Consider the following 16958-nt stretch of genomic DNA (forward strand, 5'->3'; position numbering starts at 1 on the left):
TCATGAATCCATTCATAAAAATAGTTTCAGGGGGAATTTTACTCTCCCTTTTGGTATCTACATCACAACTTTCAGCGAACGAGTTACCCAACCTAGATGGTATATGGAGCAGTGAAGGGATCGAAAATTACGGTACAGTTTATGCGACACGAACCTTTGTATTTAAAGATAAATCATGGAGTGTTGCATTTGATGCATATGCTGATTCACAAAAAAAGCTTCCTTTATTCTCTCTTGATGTAGGTGGCTTTTATGTTGTCGGGAATCCTTCTTCGATTGTAAATGGTGCGAGTGAGGGAATTTTTCCGGCAAACCATCGCAACGTCATCGCTCAAAGTAATGCTGGTGTACAAATGTTCGCCTCCATGGGATGCAATTTAGAAATAGGTAAATCAACCCCCTTGGTAAATCAAGGATGCGGTTTTATTCCCGGATTGATGCAGTCTATGGGTGAATATGATCTTTTATCCTACAAAAATGGGAAGCTCTATTTTGGAGATCGCTCAGGTGATCTGACCAAATCACGACCAAATACACTAACGACATACCCTGTCGTTAAAAAATAAATCAAAAAAAGAGGTTTACATGTCGAAAATTGTTCTTATTACTGGTACAAGTTCAGGTTTTGGAAGCTATGCCGCTCCACTATTGGCATCCCATGGGTATAAAGTATATGCAACTATGCGTGATATTAGTGGACGAAATAGAGAGCATTGCCTCGCCATGGAAGCTCAGCATCCCAATATTAAAGTTCTGGAACTCGAATTAACCGACAGTGCTAGTATTGAAAATTCTGTCAAATATATAATGACTACTGAAGGACGAATTGATGTATTGATAAACAATGCTGGACGTTTTTATATGGGCATCGGAGAAAGTTTTACAGAAGAAGATTTACTTCACATTTATAATGTAGATGTCTTAGGACCATGGCGTCTTATCCGTGCGGTTCTTCCATACATGCGAAATCAAAATAGCGGTTATATTATCACTGTAACAAGTAGCCTTGCACGTTTTTCTTGCCCATTTATGACCTGCTATGCATCTGCCAAACATGCACTTGAGGGGTTGTTGCAAGGGATGAAGTACGAATTAAAATCCTCTAATATCGATTTTACGTTTATCGAACCGGGAATCTATCCGACTAATGTGTTCAATAATTTCGGCAGAGGTTCGGATACATCACGCAACGCGGCATACGGTCCGATGGCACATATCGCCGACGGTATCAAAGCCCAATTGGACGATCTTTTTGCAAGCCCTCACGCAAACGATCCGATGCTGGTTGCACGGGCAATGCTCAAGCTGATCGAATCCGACTCTGTGAACCGCCCTATTCGATTGCCGGTAGACCCAAATGCGTCTGAATTTACCAATCGTCTTAATGAAGCTCATGATGAAGAATACCTTAAATTTTTAACAGCCTCAGGAATGGGGGAATTGCTATAAATGTTTTTTGGAAATAAGCACGAGATTGAAGATGCGGTTAAACCTCTCCATTCAAAAATAGCAGAGTTAGAACAAGAAATAAGCAATCTTAAGGGAGAGAATACTCAACTCCAAAAAGAAAACAGTCAATATAAAAATGATGCGGTTATGTTCGATCTGATACATCAGTTAACAGAGAATTTAACGAGTGCTTGCCAAACAGACTTGTCACTTTTACAAAAAGATCTTGCAGATAATGTTGGTAATTTAGAAGAGATTGAAATTTTAAATAAAACCAACCGTACAAATGCGATTGAAATCAATGAAGAGATTAGTGAAATCCTCGCAATACAGCAACAATTAGTGAACAACATCACAGACAATTACGGCTCAGTCGGTCAATTGAATGATGGAGTAGGATCAATCGGACAAGTCATTGATTTGATTAAAGATATTTCCGATCAAACAAACCTATTAGCACTTAATGCCGCTATCGAAGCAGCCCGTGCTGGTGAACATGGTCGTGGATTCGCTGTTGTTGCCGATGAAGTACGAAAACTGGCTGAACGTACTCAAAAAGCTACTCAAGAGGTAGCAATGAGCGTTCAAAGCCTCAAGCAAAATGCTATGGAAATACATGAACGTTCAAGCACAATGGAATCTATCTCATCAACCTCCAGTAATAAATTAGAAGAGTTCCGAACAACACTTTTAAATCTAGGAAATCGAACGCAAGAGATTGAAAATGATTCAACTAACGTACTTTATTCTGTTTTTATGGTTTTAGTAAAACTCGATCACTTGCTTTTCAAATCCAAAGGATATAAAACAGTTTTGAGTTCGAAAATTGAAGATGAATTTGCTGATCATCACCATTGTCGTTTAGGTAGATGGGCAGACGGCGGTAAAGGTGCAGAAATTTTTGGAAATACACCAAGCTTTAGACAACTCGAAACTCCTCATAAAGAAGTACATGACAATATATTATTAGCTGTTAAATGTGTAAGTGAAGGTAAGTGTGCTCAAGAATCAAAAAATGTGATAACTTACTTTAGAAATGCAGAAAATGCAAGTCGTAAAGTTATTGAAACATTAAATGCAATGTTAACTGAAGAACGTCAAAAAAGAGCAGTTAAAAAGAATACCTGATAATATTATTGCAGTAGTTAAACATAAATAGGAGTCTGATATGAATATTACCATTATAGGTGCTTCCGCTGGAGTAGGATTGTGTTGTGTAAAAAGAGCACTAGAGAGAGGTCATAAGATATCTACACTGTCTCGCTCAGACATTCCATTACCATCTAACTCTAATCTGACGATGATAAAAGGTAGTGCACTCAATAAAGATGACCTTACACACGTTATCAAAGATGCAGATGCCGTCATTGTAGCTCTTGGAACAGGTAAAAGTATGAAAGCAACAACCATGTACAGCGATTTCGCCCATTTGCTTGTAGAGATTCAAAATGAAATAAATACTAAAATACCGTTTATTGTCTTAACAGGGTTTGGTGCAGGAGATAGCTGGAACTATAATAGCTTTTTTATGAAACTATTTTTCAATCTTTTCCTCAAGGATATTTATAATGATAAAACGATCATGGAAAAAATCATCTCAACATCATCACTCCAATGGGAATGTATCCGTCCCGGATTATTGCTCGATAGACCATTAAGCGAAAATTACAGAATAGAGAGCGAATTATACAAAAAGATGGATATAGGGGGAATTTCTCGTAATGATGTTGCAGATTTTATGATCAAACAAGTAGAAAATCCTACCTATCTTTTTCAGTATCCCGCATTGTCGAATCGATAATATCGTACACAATTCTATACTACAAATTGGAAAATTTGGAGAGCTTCCCCGAAATCGAGGAAGAGCGAAGTTTGAAAAATTTGGTTTTTAGACGAGGTTCTTAAGGTCTCGCCGCAATCTTCATCGCCAATTTTCTGGCAAACGGAAATACGAGCAAAATCGTAGGAAAGGCGATAGCATACGCCACAAACCACGCATGTAGCCATATCCCGACAAATCCCTTGACTAACCCTAGATTAATAAGGGTAATCGCCCCCGACATAATAAAGCTCATAAAACCCGAAAGCAAAGCCGCTTGCACCTGATGTAAGTATTTAACTGAAACCATATTTTTCCTTTTCTAATGACTGCTGCACGCAATCGTAATATTGTTATCCCGTGCATACTCTGCACCCCAATCTATCATCTGATTGAGGATAGGTCGCAAAGCTTCACCATGCGAGGTAAGACTGTACTCTACTTTCGGCGGTACTTGCTCATAGATAACACGACTTACAAGTCCGTTTTCTTCCATCTCCCGTAGCTGTTGCGTCAGCATTTTTTGAGTGATACGGGGCATAAGACGGAGCATTTCACCGTTACGGAGCACTTTTTTATCGAGTAGATGCCATAGTATCAACCCTTTCCACTTCCCGCCGATAACCTCCATAGTGAGTTCAAACGGGCAATTAAATCGTGATTCTTCAATCATTTATAGTTACCTTTTAGTATGTATAGTACTTTTTAGTACGTTCTTGACAGTAAATACTGTATACTATAAAATCTCACCTGATAAAACCCTAAAGGAGCCTTTAAATGCGTAACGATTTTGAAAAAGCGATGCATTTCCGTCATGCGTGCAAACTGTTCGATAATACTAAAACAATGAGTAATGAAGATTTGAGCTTTATCCTCGAAGCGGGACGTCTCAGCCCAAGTTCGTTCGGAATGGAGCAATGGCAATTTTTTGTGATTCGCGACAGTGCAATGCGCGAAGCAATCCAAGCGGAAGCCTGGAATCAGCCACAAATCACCACCTCATCGGAACTGATCGCGATTGCCTATAAAAAGAATGTCCGCAGCAGTGATGCTTATATCCAAAACGAATTTGAAAAATTCCATTATCCTGATGGATTGCTGGGAATGTACGCAGGGTTTGTCGATCCTCGCAGTGATGAAGTACTAGAGTGTTGGTCATCTCGTCAAGTCTATATCGCAGCGGCCAATATGATGAGTGCCGCCGCTTCTATCGGGATTGATTCGTGTCCGATGGAGGGATTTGATCGGGATGCAGTGGAAAAAATCATGGGGATTGATACGGATACGTATGGAATAGTTCTCCTTGTCCCATTCGGATACCGCGTCAATGAGCAACCACCACTTCACCGCTCAGAGCTTTCTGAACTCGTTACTTATCTCTAAACAGCAACGCAGCGCGCTTCGCGCTCGTTTATATACGCATACTCTTCATCGCTAAAAATTCTTGACCTCGTGATAAACTGAAAGCCAAGATCAATCTCTAACGAAAATGAGTTTCCAAACGCACCCTTTTCCTCTCTGACATCGATAATAATCTGAGAATGTCTAAAATATTCAAATTGCTCTTTATCGATAAAAAACTCGCATCCGCATATCTCGCCCAGTTTTACATTTCTACTGGGGACATAAAAATCACTTTTTTCATAACACATCGGAGCGGTTCCATCACAACACCCGCCGCTTTGGTTAAAGACTAGCTCACCGTTTAGTTTTTTTAATTTTTCGATGACTTCTGCGGCTTGCTGGGTGAGGGATAATCGTTCTATATTCATACTACATTCCTAAAATAGACTATATGCGGGATCAAAATAGTTTTGACCCACCCGAATTCTCAACTAACGATTAAAAAAAGCCCATAGCACTTTTGTCGAAAGAAGTTAAAATATTTTTTGTGTGACGGTAAGAGTTCAACATCATCATGTGCGTCTCTCTACCGAGACCTGATTTTTTGTATCCGCCAAACGATGCATGTGATGGATACATATGGTAGCAGTTCACCCACACACGACCGGCTTCAATCCCACGACTGATTTTATGGATTTGATGGGCATCACGTGACCATACTCCTGAACCCAATCCATAGATGGTATCGTTGGCGATTGCCAAGGCTTCGTCTTCATCTTTGAAAGTGGTAACGGCAAGAACCGGCCCAAAAATCTCTTCTTGGAAGATTCTCATTTTATTGTGACCTTTAAATACGGTCGGTTTGATATAAAACCCGTTCGGATAGATTTCAGATTCATAAACATCTCCACCGATGAGACACTCAGCACCCTCTTCTTGACCAATTTTGATGTATTCGAGAATTTTCTCTTTTTGGTTGAGTGAACATTGAGCACCCATCATGTTGGCTTCATCCAACGGATTTCCTAATTTGATTGCATCCATTCGCTCTAAAACACGTTTCATAAACGGCTCATAAATCGATTCTTGGATTAATGCGCGTGATGGGCACGTACATACTTCACCGGAATTAAATGCAAACAAAATCAACCCCTCAATCGCTTTGTCAAAAAACTCATCATCGGCATCCATAATCGATTCAAAGAAAATATTTGGAGATTTTCCACCCAATTCCAACGTCGTCGGGATGATATTCTCTGTCGCATATTGCATGATTAACTGACCCGTTGTCGTCTCACCGGTAAAGCCGACTTTTTTAACATCTGGATGCGTTGAAAGGTATTTACCGATTTTTCCACCCGCACCGTTGATGATATTAACGACCCCTTTTGGAAGAACATCTTGGATGGTCTCCATCAACAGAAGAATAGACATAGGGGTTGCGGATGCCGGTTTCATGACGATACAGTTACCTGCCGCCAACGCCGGTGCCAATTTCCATGCCGCCATCAATAACGGAAAATTCCAAGGGATAATTTGAGCAACAACACCGTAGGGCTCATTAATCTCTTGTGAGATGGTATTTTCATCGATATCCGCAACCGTTCCTGCTTCAGCTCTGATAACGGAAGCAAAGTATCGAAAGTGATCCACAACTAAAGGAATATCCGCATTCAATGTTTCTCGGATTGTTTTACCATTGTCTAGTGTCTCTGCAATAGCAATAGCTTCCAAATTGGCTTCAATCGCATCGGCTACTTTATTGAGCATAATACTTCGCTCAACAACAGACGTATGTTTAAAAGATTGGAATGCTTTGTTTGCAGCTTGGATTGCCAGTTCAACATCGGCTTCATTTGATCTTGGAATTCTTGTTAAAACTTCACCATCTACAGGAGAGATATTCTCAAAATACTCACCACTATTGGGAGCTACCCACTCTCCACCAATAAAATTCTCGTATTGAGCTTTGTAAGTCGGTTTTGCGTATGCCATTTTTTTTCCTTTGATTCAAGTATGTGAAGAAAGTTGACGGGATCGTTACCCGCCAATTTTTTTCTCTGGCAACACTCTATAATAGGTTTATAGCTTGAATATAGCAAAAGTATTTCTAGTAGCTATAAAATAATATTTTGAATTTATCATGTTAGAATGACACCATGAAAACGTATAACTTTGTTTACCAGAATAATCACTTTCACGATAGCATTGACTATTCGCTGTTTGAGGATAAAGAGAATATCCTCATTCAAGTGTTTTGCGGTCAAAATGAGAGTGCATTAGAATATATTACAACGACGTTGCTTGAAAACATCCCTCAGGCTATCTGTATCGGAACCACAACGGATGGAGAGATAAAAGATAAAAAGGTCTCTACCTTGAAAACCGTCATCTCCATCTCAGTTTTTGACAAAACGTTTATCAAATCATCGATTAAAACGGGGGCGGACTCTTTCAAAAATGGATACGACATTGCCCAAGAAATCGTTACCGACACGACGAAGCTTATCATCACGTTTACCGATGCCACAACAACCAACGGCGAAGAGTATCTAAACGGAATATCCTCGTATAACAACGAAATCATGGTGTGCGGCGGGATGGCGGGAGATAACGGGGTCTTTAAACAAACCTCCATATCCTGCGGGAAAGAGGTTGTTTCACACGGTGCGGTAGCGGTATCGCTGAACTCTGAGAGTTTACAGGTCACAAATGATTATAAATACGATTGGTCTCCCATAGGGATAGAGCATACGATTGATAAAATCGAGGGGAACCGAATCTATGAAATCTCAGGGATGAGAGCTATCGATTTTTATGAAAAATATTTAGGAGACAGCGATTCTCACACCGAGTTTCCCCTTATCGTTGAGCGAAACGGTATCTCGGTGGCACGGGCTGTTTTAACTCGTTATCCCGACGGTTCATTAGGGTGTGGCGGAAATTTATATACAGGTGATAAGGTAAGACTTGGATTTGCAAATGCTGAAATGATTATGAAAAAACCGTTTGAATATTTGAAAAACATCAACAATTACCCTGCTGAAACATTTTTTATCTATTCGTGTATGGCACGGCGACGATATATGCAAAATCTCATCAAAGTCGAGATAGAACCATTTGCGAATATCGCCCCAACATGCGGATTTTTTACCTACGCGGAATTTTTTCACACTAACAAAAGCAATCAGCTGATGAATCAGACAATTACACTAGTCGGTTTGAGCGAAAACCCTGATACCAAAAAAGAGTTACCGCGCGTGCATTCCCATCTTGTCAACCACAATGACACCTCCTATGCCAAGACGATTCAAGCACTGACAAACCTCATTCAACAAAGTGCCCATGACCAAAATGAGCAATCAAAAGCACTGGAAGAGCAGATAGCGTATTCAGAAAATCTTCTCAAAAATCAAAAACTTTTTCTGCGCCACGCTGTTCATGAGACCAATACCCCCCTCTGCGTTATCATGAGCAACATCGATTTGCATGAAATGGAGCATGAAAAAAGCATTTACATCGAAAATATCGAAGTAGCAATAAAAAACATCTTCTCCATTTATGACGATTTAAGTTATTTGGTCAAAAAAGATCAAGTGGAATACAAAGTTTATGCCATCGATTTAATCGATTTTGTGAGAAATAGAATCTATTTTTTCAAAAATGTCGCCAACCAAATGGAATCCAAATTTCTATTTGACACCAACACTCAAGAGATGTTTATCCACTTCAGTGAAACGAAACTTCAGCGAATCATCGATAATACCCTAACCAATGCGATTAAATACACCTTTGAGGGGGAACCGATAATAGTGAGACTGAAAAAAACAGCCAAAGGGATAGCGTTCTCAGTATCAAGCCACTCCAAAAGAATCCAATATCCCGAAAAGATATTTGAAGAGTACTACCGAGAAGAAAAATCCAAAGACGGTTTTGGTCTGGGATTAAATCTAGTCAAGCGTATTTGTGAGGAAGAAGGGGTGGAGATAAAGCTTAAATCCGATTCCGACACAACCTGTTTCTCCTATTTATTTAAAGGATGCCCATGAAAATATTACTTCTCGAAGATGATATTATGCTCAATCGAGCGATCAAACACTATTTAGAATCAACAGGGCATATAGTGGTCTCTACGATAGATGGAAACGGCTGTTTAGAGACCTTGTCGAAAGAGCAATTCGATCTCCTTGTTTTTGATATCAACGTACCTGATATTGACGGACTGAGTATTTTAGAAAAACTGCATGAGCAAAAAAAGATGGTGCCGACTATCTTCATATCGGCACTGATCGACATCGAAGATATTACACGAGCCTTTGATATAGGGTGCCACGATTACTTGAAAAAACCGTTTCATCTAAAAGAGCTGACTCTTCGAATCAATAAAATCCTAAAAACCAGACTCGTGCCTCAAGTGCATAAAAGATTATCCGCCTCCTATAGCTATGACTCTGAAAATATGGTTTTGTATTTTGATAACGAACCCCAAATTTTACCAAAGAAGCATATTCAGATTATCGATTTACTCTCCGCCAATAGAAGTCTGGTATGCCATTATGATATGTTTCGAGACTATGTTTGGAATGATGATGAGATTGATAATGCGACGATCCGAGCAGAAGTGAATCGCGTGAAAAAAGCTCTAAAAGAGGACTTTATAATCAACATTCGAGGGATCGGATACATGGTCAAAAGACCAAACTAATATATTTTACATCTTGGAATGTATCGAATAACGTCCGTATCTCATCTCTATTTCGAGCGGTGTGTTAAAAGTATAGGATAGGTTGTCACTATTTAGCACCTCTTCTTTCTTTCCTTCAACAACAATCATCCCTTCTTTGATGAGTACCGCTTTTTGTATCTCTTCAAAAACCTCTTCAATATGATGAGTTACTAAAATAACCGTTGTACCGCTACGTGCAAGGGAACGCATCATCTCTATAAAATCGAGTTGTGCTTTAATATCTAGCCCTACTGTCGGTTCATCAAGCAATATCGCTCTAATAGGGTGAACCAAAGCCCGTGCTACAATACATTTACGTAACTCACCTGTAGACATTTGATCCACACGCTTATCACGTAGATGTACAATACCCAACCGCTCCATAGCACTCTCAGCCGCACTCATCTGATCTTTTGAATTCTGTAAATGATCAAACAGCCCTATCGTTCCGTAAAATCCACTCAGCACCGTTTCAAAACCACTAAGATATCCACAATCAAATGCGAAACGGGTATGCAGATCGTTTGTCACAACCCCCAAATGTTTACGCAGTTCGGTGACCACCCATCGCTCATGACCCAATATCTCATGTCTACATTCTCCCCCTATAATCGATGGGTATAGCTCACAATTAATCAGCTTGATTAAACTCGATTTACCTGAACCATTTGCCCCAAGTATGACACAGTGTTCCCCTTGCTCAATCGACAAAGTGATATTTTTTAAAACGGGGGTAACATCGTATCGAAGTTCGATATTTTCAAAAAAAACTACTTGATTCATTCGGATTCACTTTTATAGTTATAAGAAAATAGTGTATCATAACTACCTATGAAATACTGTACTCACATTATCAATACACCGATCGGCACCATTATGGCTGAATGTGATGGTGAAGCGATCACCAAACTCGACTTTACCGATGAACCCAACCAAATAAGTACATCTGTTCATCCTCTATTACTCCAACTCGAAAATGAGCTATTGGAATATTTTGATAGCAAAAGAACAGTATTCACCCTTCCCCTGAATCCAGAGGGGACACCGTTTCAAAAAGAGGTTTGGAAAATACTTCAAAAAATCCCGTATGGAACCACTATCTCCTATGCCCAAGAATCCAAATGGTTTGGAAATCCGAAAGCTACCCGTGCTGTTGCAAACGCGAATGGTAAAAATCCTATTGCAATCCTCATCCCTTGCCACCGTGTTATCGCTAGCGGTGGTGGACTCGGTGGATACAGTGGAGGGATAGATAAAAAAGAGTTTTTATTAAAATTAGAAAATATCTATCCTAAATCTTAATAGTCATTTCCATCTTTGATCGTAAAATTTGCAAATGCACCTTCGACACTCATCGTATTTTTATATTTTGTCGCCGTTAGTCTAACCGCTTTTGACTCCAAATTACAAATTGCAATACGGAAATTGGATCCCATAAATGGTTCTACAATACAGATAATATTCCCTTCTACTTCACGAGTAGCGTGTATTATCCCTTGTAAATTGCGAAAAAAATACTTAGGATAGCTTAGCGGAGTTATTTCGACAACATCAGCATATCTTTTCTTATCCAGCGTACTAGCAATGGTCATAGCATCATCAAAATTATCAAATTGTATACACCAATCATCAAATATTTTATTAAAATTGTTTAAATCTTCATCCAAAAAACCCCCTGCCGGAGATTGTAAAGCATAGATACTCACGACACACACCTTAAAAAGAAAAAATAGTAAAAACAAAAGTTTATCATTTCATTTTACTTTGACATCCATTTTCATGATCCTCCACCATCCCACACGCCTGCATAAAAGCGTAGATCGTCGTGCTTCCGATAAATTTAAAACCCCGTTTTTTGAGCTCTTTGGTCATGGTATCAGAAATATCTGACGTACATGCTGCACTACGATAATCACTGACATTATTGATAATCGGTTTGCCACTCACTTTTCCCCAAAAATATGCATCCAATGAACCGTACTCTTTTTTGATTTCTACAAAACCACGTGCATTAGAGATAATCGCCTCAATCTTCGGACGGCTTTTTACAACCAGTCCACTCTCTAAAATCCGCACAATGTCATCTTCACTATACAATGCAACACGTTCGAGATTAAACTCTTCGAATACTTCACGATACCCCTCACGCTTTTTGAGGATCGTTAGCCAACTCAATCCTGCCGATTGTGTCTCCAGTGAAAAGAGTTCAAACAAAGCACGGTCATCATGCAAAGCCTTCCCCCACTCTTCATCATGATAGGCGACATAAATCGGATCGTTAAGTTTAACCCATCCACAACGTGACACTGACATATCGTTCTCCCCATTTAAATTACAAATATCATCCACACCCTCTTAGTTAATAAGTGCGTTTATTTTATCCCATAATGCAGTATCAAAACCCGATAAAGCAAAACTTGGATTAGCAGGGTCAGACGCATCACCCATTCTTATTATGACCATCTTTTTACTCGGAATAACATAAATTCTCTGATCTTCCGCACCCATCGCTGAATACATATCCGAAGGGGCATTGGGAACGAGTGGACCTTGAAAAACGGTTTGACCGCCAGGAACCATATAGCTTGTTTTTCCATTCAACCACCATAAATATCCGTAAGAGGGGTTGATACTTTGTGATGTAGTTATGCTTTCATTAAAATAGTTTTCATTGATAATTTGTTCATTACCCCATTTACCTTTATTAAGAGCCAATAATCCAAATCGTGCCATACTGCGAGTGTTACTATGGTATATTGTGAAAATAGCACCATAATTCCAAAAACCCTCCATCCCAATTTTATTTTTCAATTTAGCATCAAAATAAGTTTCAAAACCTTGATTGGTTGAAGCGGCAACCACATCCATCAATATTTGAAATACATTACTGTATGACCATCTTGTTCCGGCATCCGCAAGATAGGTCAAATTACGTTTGACTACCAAATCATTTTCGTCATTTATACCCGATGTCATCGTTAACAAATGCCTTAATGTAATCAAATTTTCTTTTTCAAGAGGTTCGCTAGTCCAACCGGTTCCCAGATAATCAGAAGCTTTATTGTTAATATTTAACAAGCCCTCTTGTTGAGCAATTCCACTCATCGATGATACGAGAGTTTTCCCCGCACTGTTCCATTGCCATGTATCAGAGTTTGTATGTCCGTTCATATACTCTTCCATCACAATTCGCCCATTAACAAGTATCATAAACGATTTAGTATGCTTCTCCGCCAAATAATCCTTTAGAGGTTGTACCGCACTAGCATTCCAATCCAAATTGGATATTGTTCTTGTTTCCCATACAGAACCATCAATCGGCGGAAAATACATACTTTCAGAATAGGGATCGGTAATATTTGCATCAGGGGGAGTCGTAACTGTATTGTCACCATTATTACAACCCGATATGATAGTCATCATTAATACCAAGAACAATGACTTAACTAAAAATGAAAACAACGGCTTTACACTACAGTTACCCATCTCTTTTTGTCCTTAATTTTTTTTAATTAACTAAAAATATTATTTTTTAACTTATATGTAGTTTAAAATCTGACGAATGGGAATAACTACATCTCCCATTCTGGTTTAGCTATCTCAACTAACATTGTTTGTAAGAATGCTTAATAAAAAACTATTGATTTTACTCTATTGTCCCAAAGCAAATACATTGGAAAGGGTATTAATATAGTTAAAATATCCCGTAATAGCAACGGCTTCAACGATTTGGACATCGGTGTATCCTAACGCTTTTAAAGCATCGATCTCTTCTTTGAGTATTTTATAGTTATCTTTTTTCGATGCTTTTATACAAAAGTTGAGGAGAGCTTTTTCTGCATCACTCGTTGTGATAGCATCAACACCCTCTAATACCTCTGTAATTCGCTGTTCAGAGAGGCCCAACATTTTTGCAATCCCTTTATGGACATCGACACACATTTTGCATCCATTCTCTTTTGAGATTAAAAGGGCAATCGATTCTTTAATTTCATACGATAAATGGGTTTGATTTAACAAATATCCCCGAACCATCCCATCGGTTGCAAAATAGATATTTTCATCCAATGCCAAAAGTTTGAAAATTTCACCAAGTTGACCTGTTTTTTCTAAAATTGGGCGGGCTTTCTCTTGAATTGCTGAACTCATCTCTTCAAATTCGGGTAATGCTATATGTGCCATTATTTTCCTTTTTCTTATACATTATAGTGTGCAATTATAAACTGTATACCTTAGTCGTTCTTTCAAATTAACTCCATATCCAATAAAATAGTTGTACAATTATGCATAAAATATAACATTGGAAATTTTATGAGAAAAATTCTTTTGAGCATCGCATTAGTGACAACAGCATTTGCTACACAAATCGAAGTAGATGTAACCGGACACCCAGAAAGCGTTTTAGTCAATGGCAAAATTGCCTATGTTAGCAATGTAGGTAATGAGTTAAAACCTACAGAGAAAGACGGTGATGGCTATATTTCACTGATTAATCAAAAAGGGGAAGTTGTCGATAAAAACTTCCTCACAGGTCTCAATGCACCAAAAGGGATGGCACTAATAGGTGGGACTCTTTATGTAGCGGATGTGGACACTGTACGAGGATATAATCTTAAAACTAAGAAAGAAATTTTTTCACTTGTCTTTGAGGGGGTCAACTTCCTCAATGACATAACGGTTCAAAATGAAAATACACTTCTCATCAGTTCAACAGACAAAGGTAAAATTTTTGAAATCAATGTAAAAAATAAATCGTACAAAGCATTCAGAGCGCTTCCTGATGCGAATGGACTACTGTATAGCAATGGGATAATCTACGGTGTGGGGCATAAACTTGTCACAATAAATCTCAAAAACCATAAAACGACAGAACTCTCTAAAAAAGAGGGGATATTTGACGGTATCCAGAAATCAGGTGATACACTCTATTTTTCCGATTGGGTACGAATGGAAAAAGCCGGAGTAATACATACCTATAATCTCAAAACAAAAAAAGAACACGATCTTCCGCTAGAGACTATCGCAGGTCCGGCTGATTTTTGGATCGATTCAAAAACAAATACGATTTGGATTCCAAAAATGATGGAAGGAAAACTCCTTATTTCGTCATTGAAATAATTATTTTTTGATTACATACTCTGTTTTTTTGCTATACACACTCGATTGCGCCCGCTCTCTTTTGCTTTATACAGCGCTTTGTCAGCCTCATTCAACAATTCATCAATCTTAGTAGCACCATTACCTGCTGCTACGACACCAAACGATGCGGTAAACGTTGACTGCAATCCATTAACTATAACTTCAGCTTGGGAAATCACAACACGTAAGCGTTCAGCAACATGATGTGCTTCCTCAGCATCGGTCTGCGGAAGCAATATAGCAAATTCTTCACCGCCAATACGCCCGATAATGTCGATTTCACGCAAAATAGTACGACAAACCTCAGCTATTTTTTGGAGTACCAAATCACCGATACTGTGTCCATAGGTATCGTTGATTTTTTTGAAGTAATCAATGTCAAACATGATGAGAGAAATCTCTCCACCGTAACGATGACGACGAGAGAGTTCTTCCTCCGCTTGTTCGATGAAATAACGCCGATTGCCCAATCCCGTCAAATAATCTGAGTAGGCTCGATGTTCTAATTCGCTGCGCGCATTTCTATTATCTATCGCTATCGCCGCTAAATTCGCCGCAAATTTAATCCGTTCAATGTCGCTCTCTTCAGGCTTAGTCGGCTTTCTATGATAAATGGCAAACGTCCCTAATACCTTCCCCTCAGACGAGATGATCGGTTCCGACCAACATGATCCTAAGTCGGCTTGCGCAGCTAAAGATGCATACGGCTTCCAGTATTCATGACTCATGATGTCCTCGACAATAACACGCTTTCCGGTATAAGCTGCCGTCCCGCAAGACCCCACACCCATTCCGATCTCAACTCCGTTAATTGCTTCGTTGTAAAATTCAGGAAGACTCAGCGCTGCTCCGCTGTGTAAATGTTTTCCGTCCTCATCCAACAACAAAATACTGCACAGAGCATCGGTATCTTCAGATTCAATAGTATGGACTATCGTATGGAGTATTTCAGACAACGGTGAACCTTTTGCCACCATTTCGAGCATCTCATCATGGGCACGGTTTCGCCGTTCACTTTGCCAGTGTGCGGTCATATCACTAAAACTTACCAGCCGTTTATCCCCAACCCACGAAACACGAACAACGATATGACGCTCGCTACCATCCTTGCAAGTAATATTTCCTTCCAGTTCAGGAGGAGTCGTACCGTTCTCATACGCCACTATGACCGACTTATACCACGGGATAAGAAGACTCTCTCTATAGTTTGCATCAGGATACGCTTTGTGATACCATGTATCGATATTAGGTATATCTTCCAATACATAACCGAACAATTTTGTAAATTGATGGTTAATGTACTCAATCTTTCCATCAAGAGTTGACCAACCGATCCCGATAGGAGAAGAGTCCAAAAGATCTTCCAGTTGCACCCGTTTCTTGGTACTCTTCTTCAGGTTATGTTCCATGATACTCTCACGCAACCGCGCCAGACCGCTTGCGGCCAGCATCTCTGCCATTCCTACCATACAATCCATCAGAGCTTCCATCTGCTCTTTTGCGACGATGGGAACGGCACGGATCGCGTCTATGTACTCAGCTTCATCATAGCCGACCTCTGCGGCCCGTTGGCGAAAAAAGTCCATATCAGGCGCTTCACTCAACACCTGCCCTAAAAACAGCGTTGCCAAGCGGCGACCTTCAATGACCACAGGCGTCGCATAGTCGATCAGACCATTTTTACACTTGGCACAGGCGACTTCACCCTCATGTAAAGTCTGCATAAGCTCGATATTGCTCTCTTGACACTGTTGATTGGTTTGCACATTTACGCGATGAAACAGTGCACAAGCGTTTGTCCACCCTACTTGGGATAGAAGCTCACCGTCTTCGGCAACAAGCCCGTTTGGGATTCCCGTAGCCTTGTACAAACTCTCCATCAATCGTTCAAATGCAACAATATCAACAAGATCACTGAATTTGTGGTTGTGCCCAATCTCCGTCACATTCCCTCCTAATATATCAGTTTTATTATATTATATATTATTGATATCATCAAAACAATCTAATCTTTTTGTGCCCAAAGCATTAACTAACAAATATTGTACCAAACAAAATTGATAAAGTATATTTTTTTTATAGCATTTGGTTATGTTATACTTTTAGTATGAACTATACTTTAGCGCCAAAATCTTTGAATCACAAATGAAAAGTTTACTTTTTCTTCTTATCATTTTTAATCTTATAACATTTGCTATTTTTGGCTTTGATAAATTTCTCGCACGTACCAATCGGCAACGTATTAGTGAGAAGACATTCCTCATGTTAGCTATCATAGGTGGAAGTGTCGGTGCTGTATTTGCTCAAAAAATATTTCGTCATAAAACACGTAAATTTAAGTATCTTTTTTGGGTTATTTTATCTATCCAATTTATATCATTTGAATTATTATGGGCCTTCTCATCGGGTTATAAAGGGATCTTTTAAAATATTTTTCCGTTAGTGTCAATATATCTTTGAAACCTACTTGACATTATTACT

20 protein-coding genes are annotated in these 16958 nt (G+C 39.2%); 10 read left to right on the plus strand and 10 right to left on the minus strand.

The annotated features are described in order from the left end of the window. Window positions 1-2: 2 nt before the first annotated feature. Genes PHC76_RS12070 through PHC76_RS12085 form a run of 4 tightly spaced genes read left to right on the plus strand, consistent with a single transcriptional unit; the run spans window position 3 to window position 3250 of the window. Complete coding sequence (locus PHC76_RS12070; protein WP_299975255.1) at window positions 3-566, plus strand: hypothetical protein; 564 nt, start codon at window positions 3-5, stop codon at window positions 564-566. Between the two features lie 19 nt (window positions 567-585). Then, window positions 586-1449, plus strand: a complete 864-nt coding sequence (locus tag PHC76_RS12075; RefSeq protein ID WP_299975252.1) for an SDR family oxidoreductase — start codon at window positions 586-588, stop codon at window positions 1447-1449. Then, window positions 1450-2577, plus strand: coding sequence for a methyl-accepting chemotaxis protein (locus PHC76_RS12080; RefSeq protein WP_299975249.1), 1128 nt, complete (start codon window positions 1450-1452; stop codon window positions 2575-2577). It begins immediately after the preceding gene. A gap of 40 nt (window positions 2578-2617) precedes the next feature. After that, the gene (locus PHC76_RS12085; protein WP_299975246.1) at window positions 2618-3250 is read left to right on the plus strand and encodes an NAD(P)-dependent oxidoreductase; all 633 of its coding nucleotides are present in this window, start codon (window positions 2618-2620) and stop codon (window positions 3248-3250) included. A 100-nt stretch (window positions 3251-3350) separates the two neighbouring features. Here PHC76_RS12085 and PHC76_RS12090 read toward each other — a convergent pair whose 3' ends face one another. Further along, complete coding sequence (locus PHC76_RS12090) at window positions 3351-3578, minus strand: DUF2798 domain-containing protein (RefSeq protein WP_299975243.1); 228 nt, start codon at window positions 3576-3578, stop codon at window positions 3351-3353. Between the two features lie 12 nt (window positions 3579-3590). Then, entirely contained in the window at window positions 3591-3941 is a 351-nt protein-coding gene (locus PHC76_RS12095; RefSeq protein ID WP_299975240.1) for a helix-turn-helix domain-containing protein, read from the minus strand. A gap of 104 nt (window positions 3942-4045) precedes the next feature. Between PHC76_RS12095 and PHC76_RS12100 the strand changes: the two genes are divergently transcribed. After that, a complete protein-coding gene (locus PHC76_RS12100) occupies window positions 4046-4651 on the plus strand; it encodes an NAD(P)H-dependent oxidoreductase (protein WP_300210246.1) in 606 nt (201 codons plus the stop codon). On the opposite strand, the gene PHC76_RS12105 is transcribed toward PHC76_RS12100, so the two are convergent. Together PHC76_RS12105 and PHC76_RS12110 are read right to left on the minus strand one after the other, a co-directional pair. Continuing rightward, the gene (locus tag PHC76_RS12105; protein ID WP_299972821.1) at window positions 4648-5040 is read right to left on the minus strand and encodes a DUF779 domain-containing protein; all 393 of its coding nucleotides are present in this window, start codon (window positions 5038-5040) and stop codon (window positions 4648-4650) included. The two genes, PHC76_RS12100 and PHC76_RS12105, sit on opposite strands and share 4 nt — an antisense overlap. 70 nt (window positions 5041-5110) lie before the next feature. Then, entirely contained in the window at window positions 5111-6607 is a 1497-nt protein-coding gene (locus PHC76_RS12110; RefSeq protein ID WP_299972819.1) for an aldehyde dehydrogenase family protein, read from the minus strand. A 164-nt stretch (window positions 6608-6771) separates the two neighbouring features. Here PHC76_RS12110 and PHC76_RS12115 point away from each other — a divergent pair, with 164 nt between their 5' ends. Further along, a complete protein-coding gene (locus PHC76_RS12115) occupies window positions 6772-8661 on the plus strand; it encodes an FIST N-terminal domain-containing protein (RefSeq protein ID WP_299972817.1) in 1890 nt (629 codons plus the stop codon). Then, window positions 8658-9317, plus strand: a complete 660-nt coding sequence (locus PHC76_RS12120) for a response regulator transcription factor (RefSeq protein ID WP_299972815.1) — start codon at window positions 8658-8660, stop codon at window positions 9315-9317. The genes PHC76_RS12115 and PHC76_RS12120 overlap by 4 nt, the downstream gene beginning before the upstream one ends. 6 nt (window positions 9318-9323) lie before the next feature. On the opposite strand, the gene PHC76_RS12125 is transcribed toward PHC76_RS12120, so the two are convergent. Further along, complete coding sequence (locus tag PHC76_RS12125) at window positions 9324-10121, minus strand: ATP-binding cassette domain-containing protein (RefSeq protein WP_299972813.1); 798 nt, start codon at window positions 10119-10121, stop codon at window positions 9324-9326. 48 nt (window positions 10122-10169) lie between these two features. Here PHC76_RS12125 and PHC76_RS12130 point away from each other — a divergent pair, with 48 nt between their 5' ends. Then, a complete protein-coding gene (locus PHC76_RS12130) occupies window positions 10170-10640 on the plus strand; it encodes a methylated-DNA--[protein]-cysteine S-methyltransferase (protein ID WP_299972812.1) in 471 nt (156 codons plus the stop codon). On the opposite strand, the gene PHC76_RS12135 is transcribed toward PHC76_RS12130, so the two are convergent. The 4 genes from PHC76_RS12135 to PHC76_RS12150 form a co-directional block, all read right to left on the minus strand. Further along, on the minus strand, window positions 10637-11044 hold the full coding sequence (locus PHC76_RS12135) for a hypothetical protein (RefSeq protein WP_299972810.1): 408 nt from the start codon (window positions 11042-11044) through the stop codon (window positions 10637-10639). The genes PHC76_RS12130 and PHC76_RS12135 overlap by 4 nt on opposite strands. Before the next feature lie 43 nt (window positions 11045-11087). Further along, window positions 11088-11651 (minus strand): DNA-3-methyladenine glycosylase I, encoded by a 564-nt coding sequence (locus tag PHC76_RS12140; protein ID WP_299972808.1) that lies wholly within the window; start codon window positions 11649-11651, stop codon window positions 11088-11090. A 42-nt stretch (window positions 11652-11693) separates the two neighbouring features. After that, window positions 11694-12824, minus strand: a complete 1131-nt coding sequence (locus tag PHC76_RS12145; RefSeq protein ID WP_299972806.1) for a serine hydrolase — start codon at window positions 12822-12824, stop codon at window positions 11694-11696. Between the two features lie 165 nt (window positions 12825-12989). Continuing rightward, window positions 12990-13520: a carboxymuconolactone decarboxylase family protein gene (locus PHC76_RS12150; protein WP_299972804.1), complete on the minus strand. Its 531-nt coding sequence runs from the start codon at window positions 13518-13520 to the stop codon at window positions 12990-12992. 129 nt (window positions 13521-13649) lie between these two features. Between PHC76_RS12150 and PHC76_RS12155 the strand changes: the two genes are divergently transcribed. After that, the gene (locus PHC76_RS12155) at window positions 13650-14456 is read left to right on the plus strand and encodes an ATP-binding protein (RefSeq protein ID WP_299972803.1); all 807 of its coding nucleotides are present in this window, start codon (window positions 13650-13652) and stop codon (window positions 14454-14456) included. 11 nt (window positions 14457-14467) lie between these two features. Here the strand turns inward: PHC76_RS12155 and PHC76_RS12160 are convergent, their stop codons facing one another. After that, window positions 14468-16423, minus strand: coding sequence for a diguanylate cyclase (locus PHC76_RS12160; protein WP_299972801.1), 1956 nt, complete (start codon window positions 16421-16423; stop codon window positions 14468-14470). Window positions 16424-16622: 199 nt separating this feature from the next. Between PHC76_RS12160 and PHC76_RS12165 the strand changes: the two genes are divergently transcribed. Beyond that, window positions 16623-16904 carry a DUF1294 domain-containing protein gene (locus tag PHC76_RS12165; RefSeq protein ID WP_299972799.1) on the plus strand — a complete coding sequence of 94 codons (282 nt, stop codon included), beginning with the start codon at window positions 16623-16625 and terminating at the stop codon, window positions 16902-16904. Window positions 16905-16958 lie beyond the last annotated feature (54 nt).

This window comes from Sulfuricurvum sp., assembly GCF_028710345.1.
In the GTDB taxonomy this organism is placed as follows: Bacteria; Campylobacterota; Campylobacteria; order Campylobacterales; family Sulfurimonadaceae; genus Sulfuricurvum.

Coding starts and splice junctions, on each gene's coding strand:
- PHC76_RS12130 (WP_299972812.1), top strand. CDS start 10,170: ATGAAATACTGTACTCACATTATCAATACACCGATCGGCACCATTATG.
- PHC76_RS12150 (WP_299972804.1), bottom strand. CDS start 13,520: ATGGCACATATAGCATTACCCGAATTTGAAGAGATGAGTTCAGCAATT.
- PHC76_RS12120 (WP_299972815.1), top strand. CDS start 8,658: ATGAAAATATTACTTCTCGAAGATGATATTATGCTCAATCGAGCGATC.
- PHC76_RS12145 (WP_299972806.1), bottom strand. CDS start 12,824: ATGGGTAACTGTAGTGTAAAGCCGTTGTTTTCATTTTTAGTTAAGTCA.
- PHC76_RS12140 (WP_299972808.1), bottom strand. CDS start 11,651: ATGTCAGTGTCACGTTGTGGATGGGTTAAACTTAACGATCCGATTTAT.
- PHC76_RS12070 (WP_299975255.1), top strand. CDS start 3: ATGAATCCATTCATAAAAATAGTTTCAGGGGGAATTTTACTCTCCCTT.
- PHC76_RS12165 (WP_299972799.1), top strand. CDS start 16,623: ATGAAAAGTTTACTTTTTCTTCTTATCATTTTTAATCTTATAACATTT.
- PHC76_RS12095 (WP_299975240.1), bottom strand. CDS start 3,941: ATGATTGAAGAATCACGATTTAATTGCCCGTTTGAACTCACTATGGAG.
- PHC76_RS12080 (WP_299975249.1), top strand. CDS start 1,450: ATGTTTTTTGGAAATAAGCACGAGATTGAAGATGCGGTTAAACCTCTC.
- PHC76_RS12100 (WP_300210246.1), top strand. CDS start 4,046: ATGCGTAACGATTTTGAAAAAGCGATGCATTTCCGTCATGCGTGCAAA.
- PHC76_RS12115 (WP_299972817.1), top strand. CDS start 6,772: ATGAAAACGTATAACTTTGTTTACCAGAATAATCACTTTCACGATAGC.
- PHC76_RS12155 (WP_299972803.1), top strand. CDS start 13,650: ATGAGAAAAATTCTTTTGAGCATCGCATTAGTGACAACAGCATTTGCT.
- PHC76_RS12125 (WP_299972813.1), bottom strand. CDS start 10,121: ATGAATCAAGTAGTTTTTTTTGAAAATATCGAACTTCGATACGATGTT.
- PHC76_RS12090 (WP_299975243.1), bottom strand. CDS start 3,578: ATGGTTTCAGTTAAATACTTACATCAGGTGCAAGCGGCTTTGCTTTCG.
- PHC76_RS12075 (WP_299975252.1), top strand. CDS start 586: ATGTCGAAAATTGTTCTTATTACTGGTACAAGTTCAGGTTTTGGAAGC.
- PHC76_RS12110 (WP_299972819.1), bottom strand. CDS start 6,607: ATGGCATACGCAAAACCGACTTACAAAGCTCAATACGAGAATTTTATT.
- PHC76_RS12105 (WP_299972821.1), bottom strand. CDS start 5,040: ATGAATATAGAACGATTATCCCTCACCCAGCAAGCCGCAGAAGTCATC.
- PHC76_RS12085 (WP_299975246.1), top strand. CDS start 2,618: ATGAATATTACCATTATAGGTGCTTCCGCTGGAGTAGGATTGTGTTGT.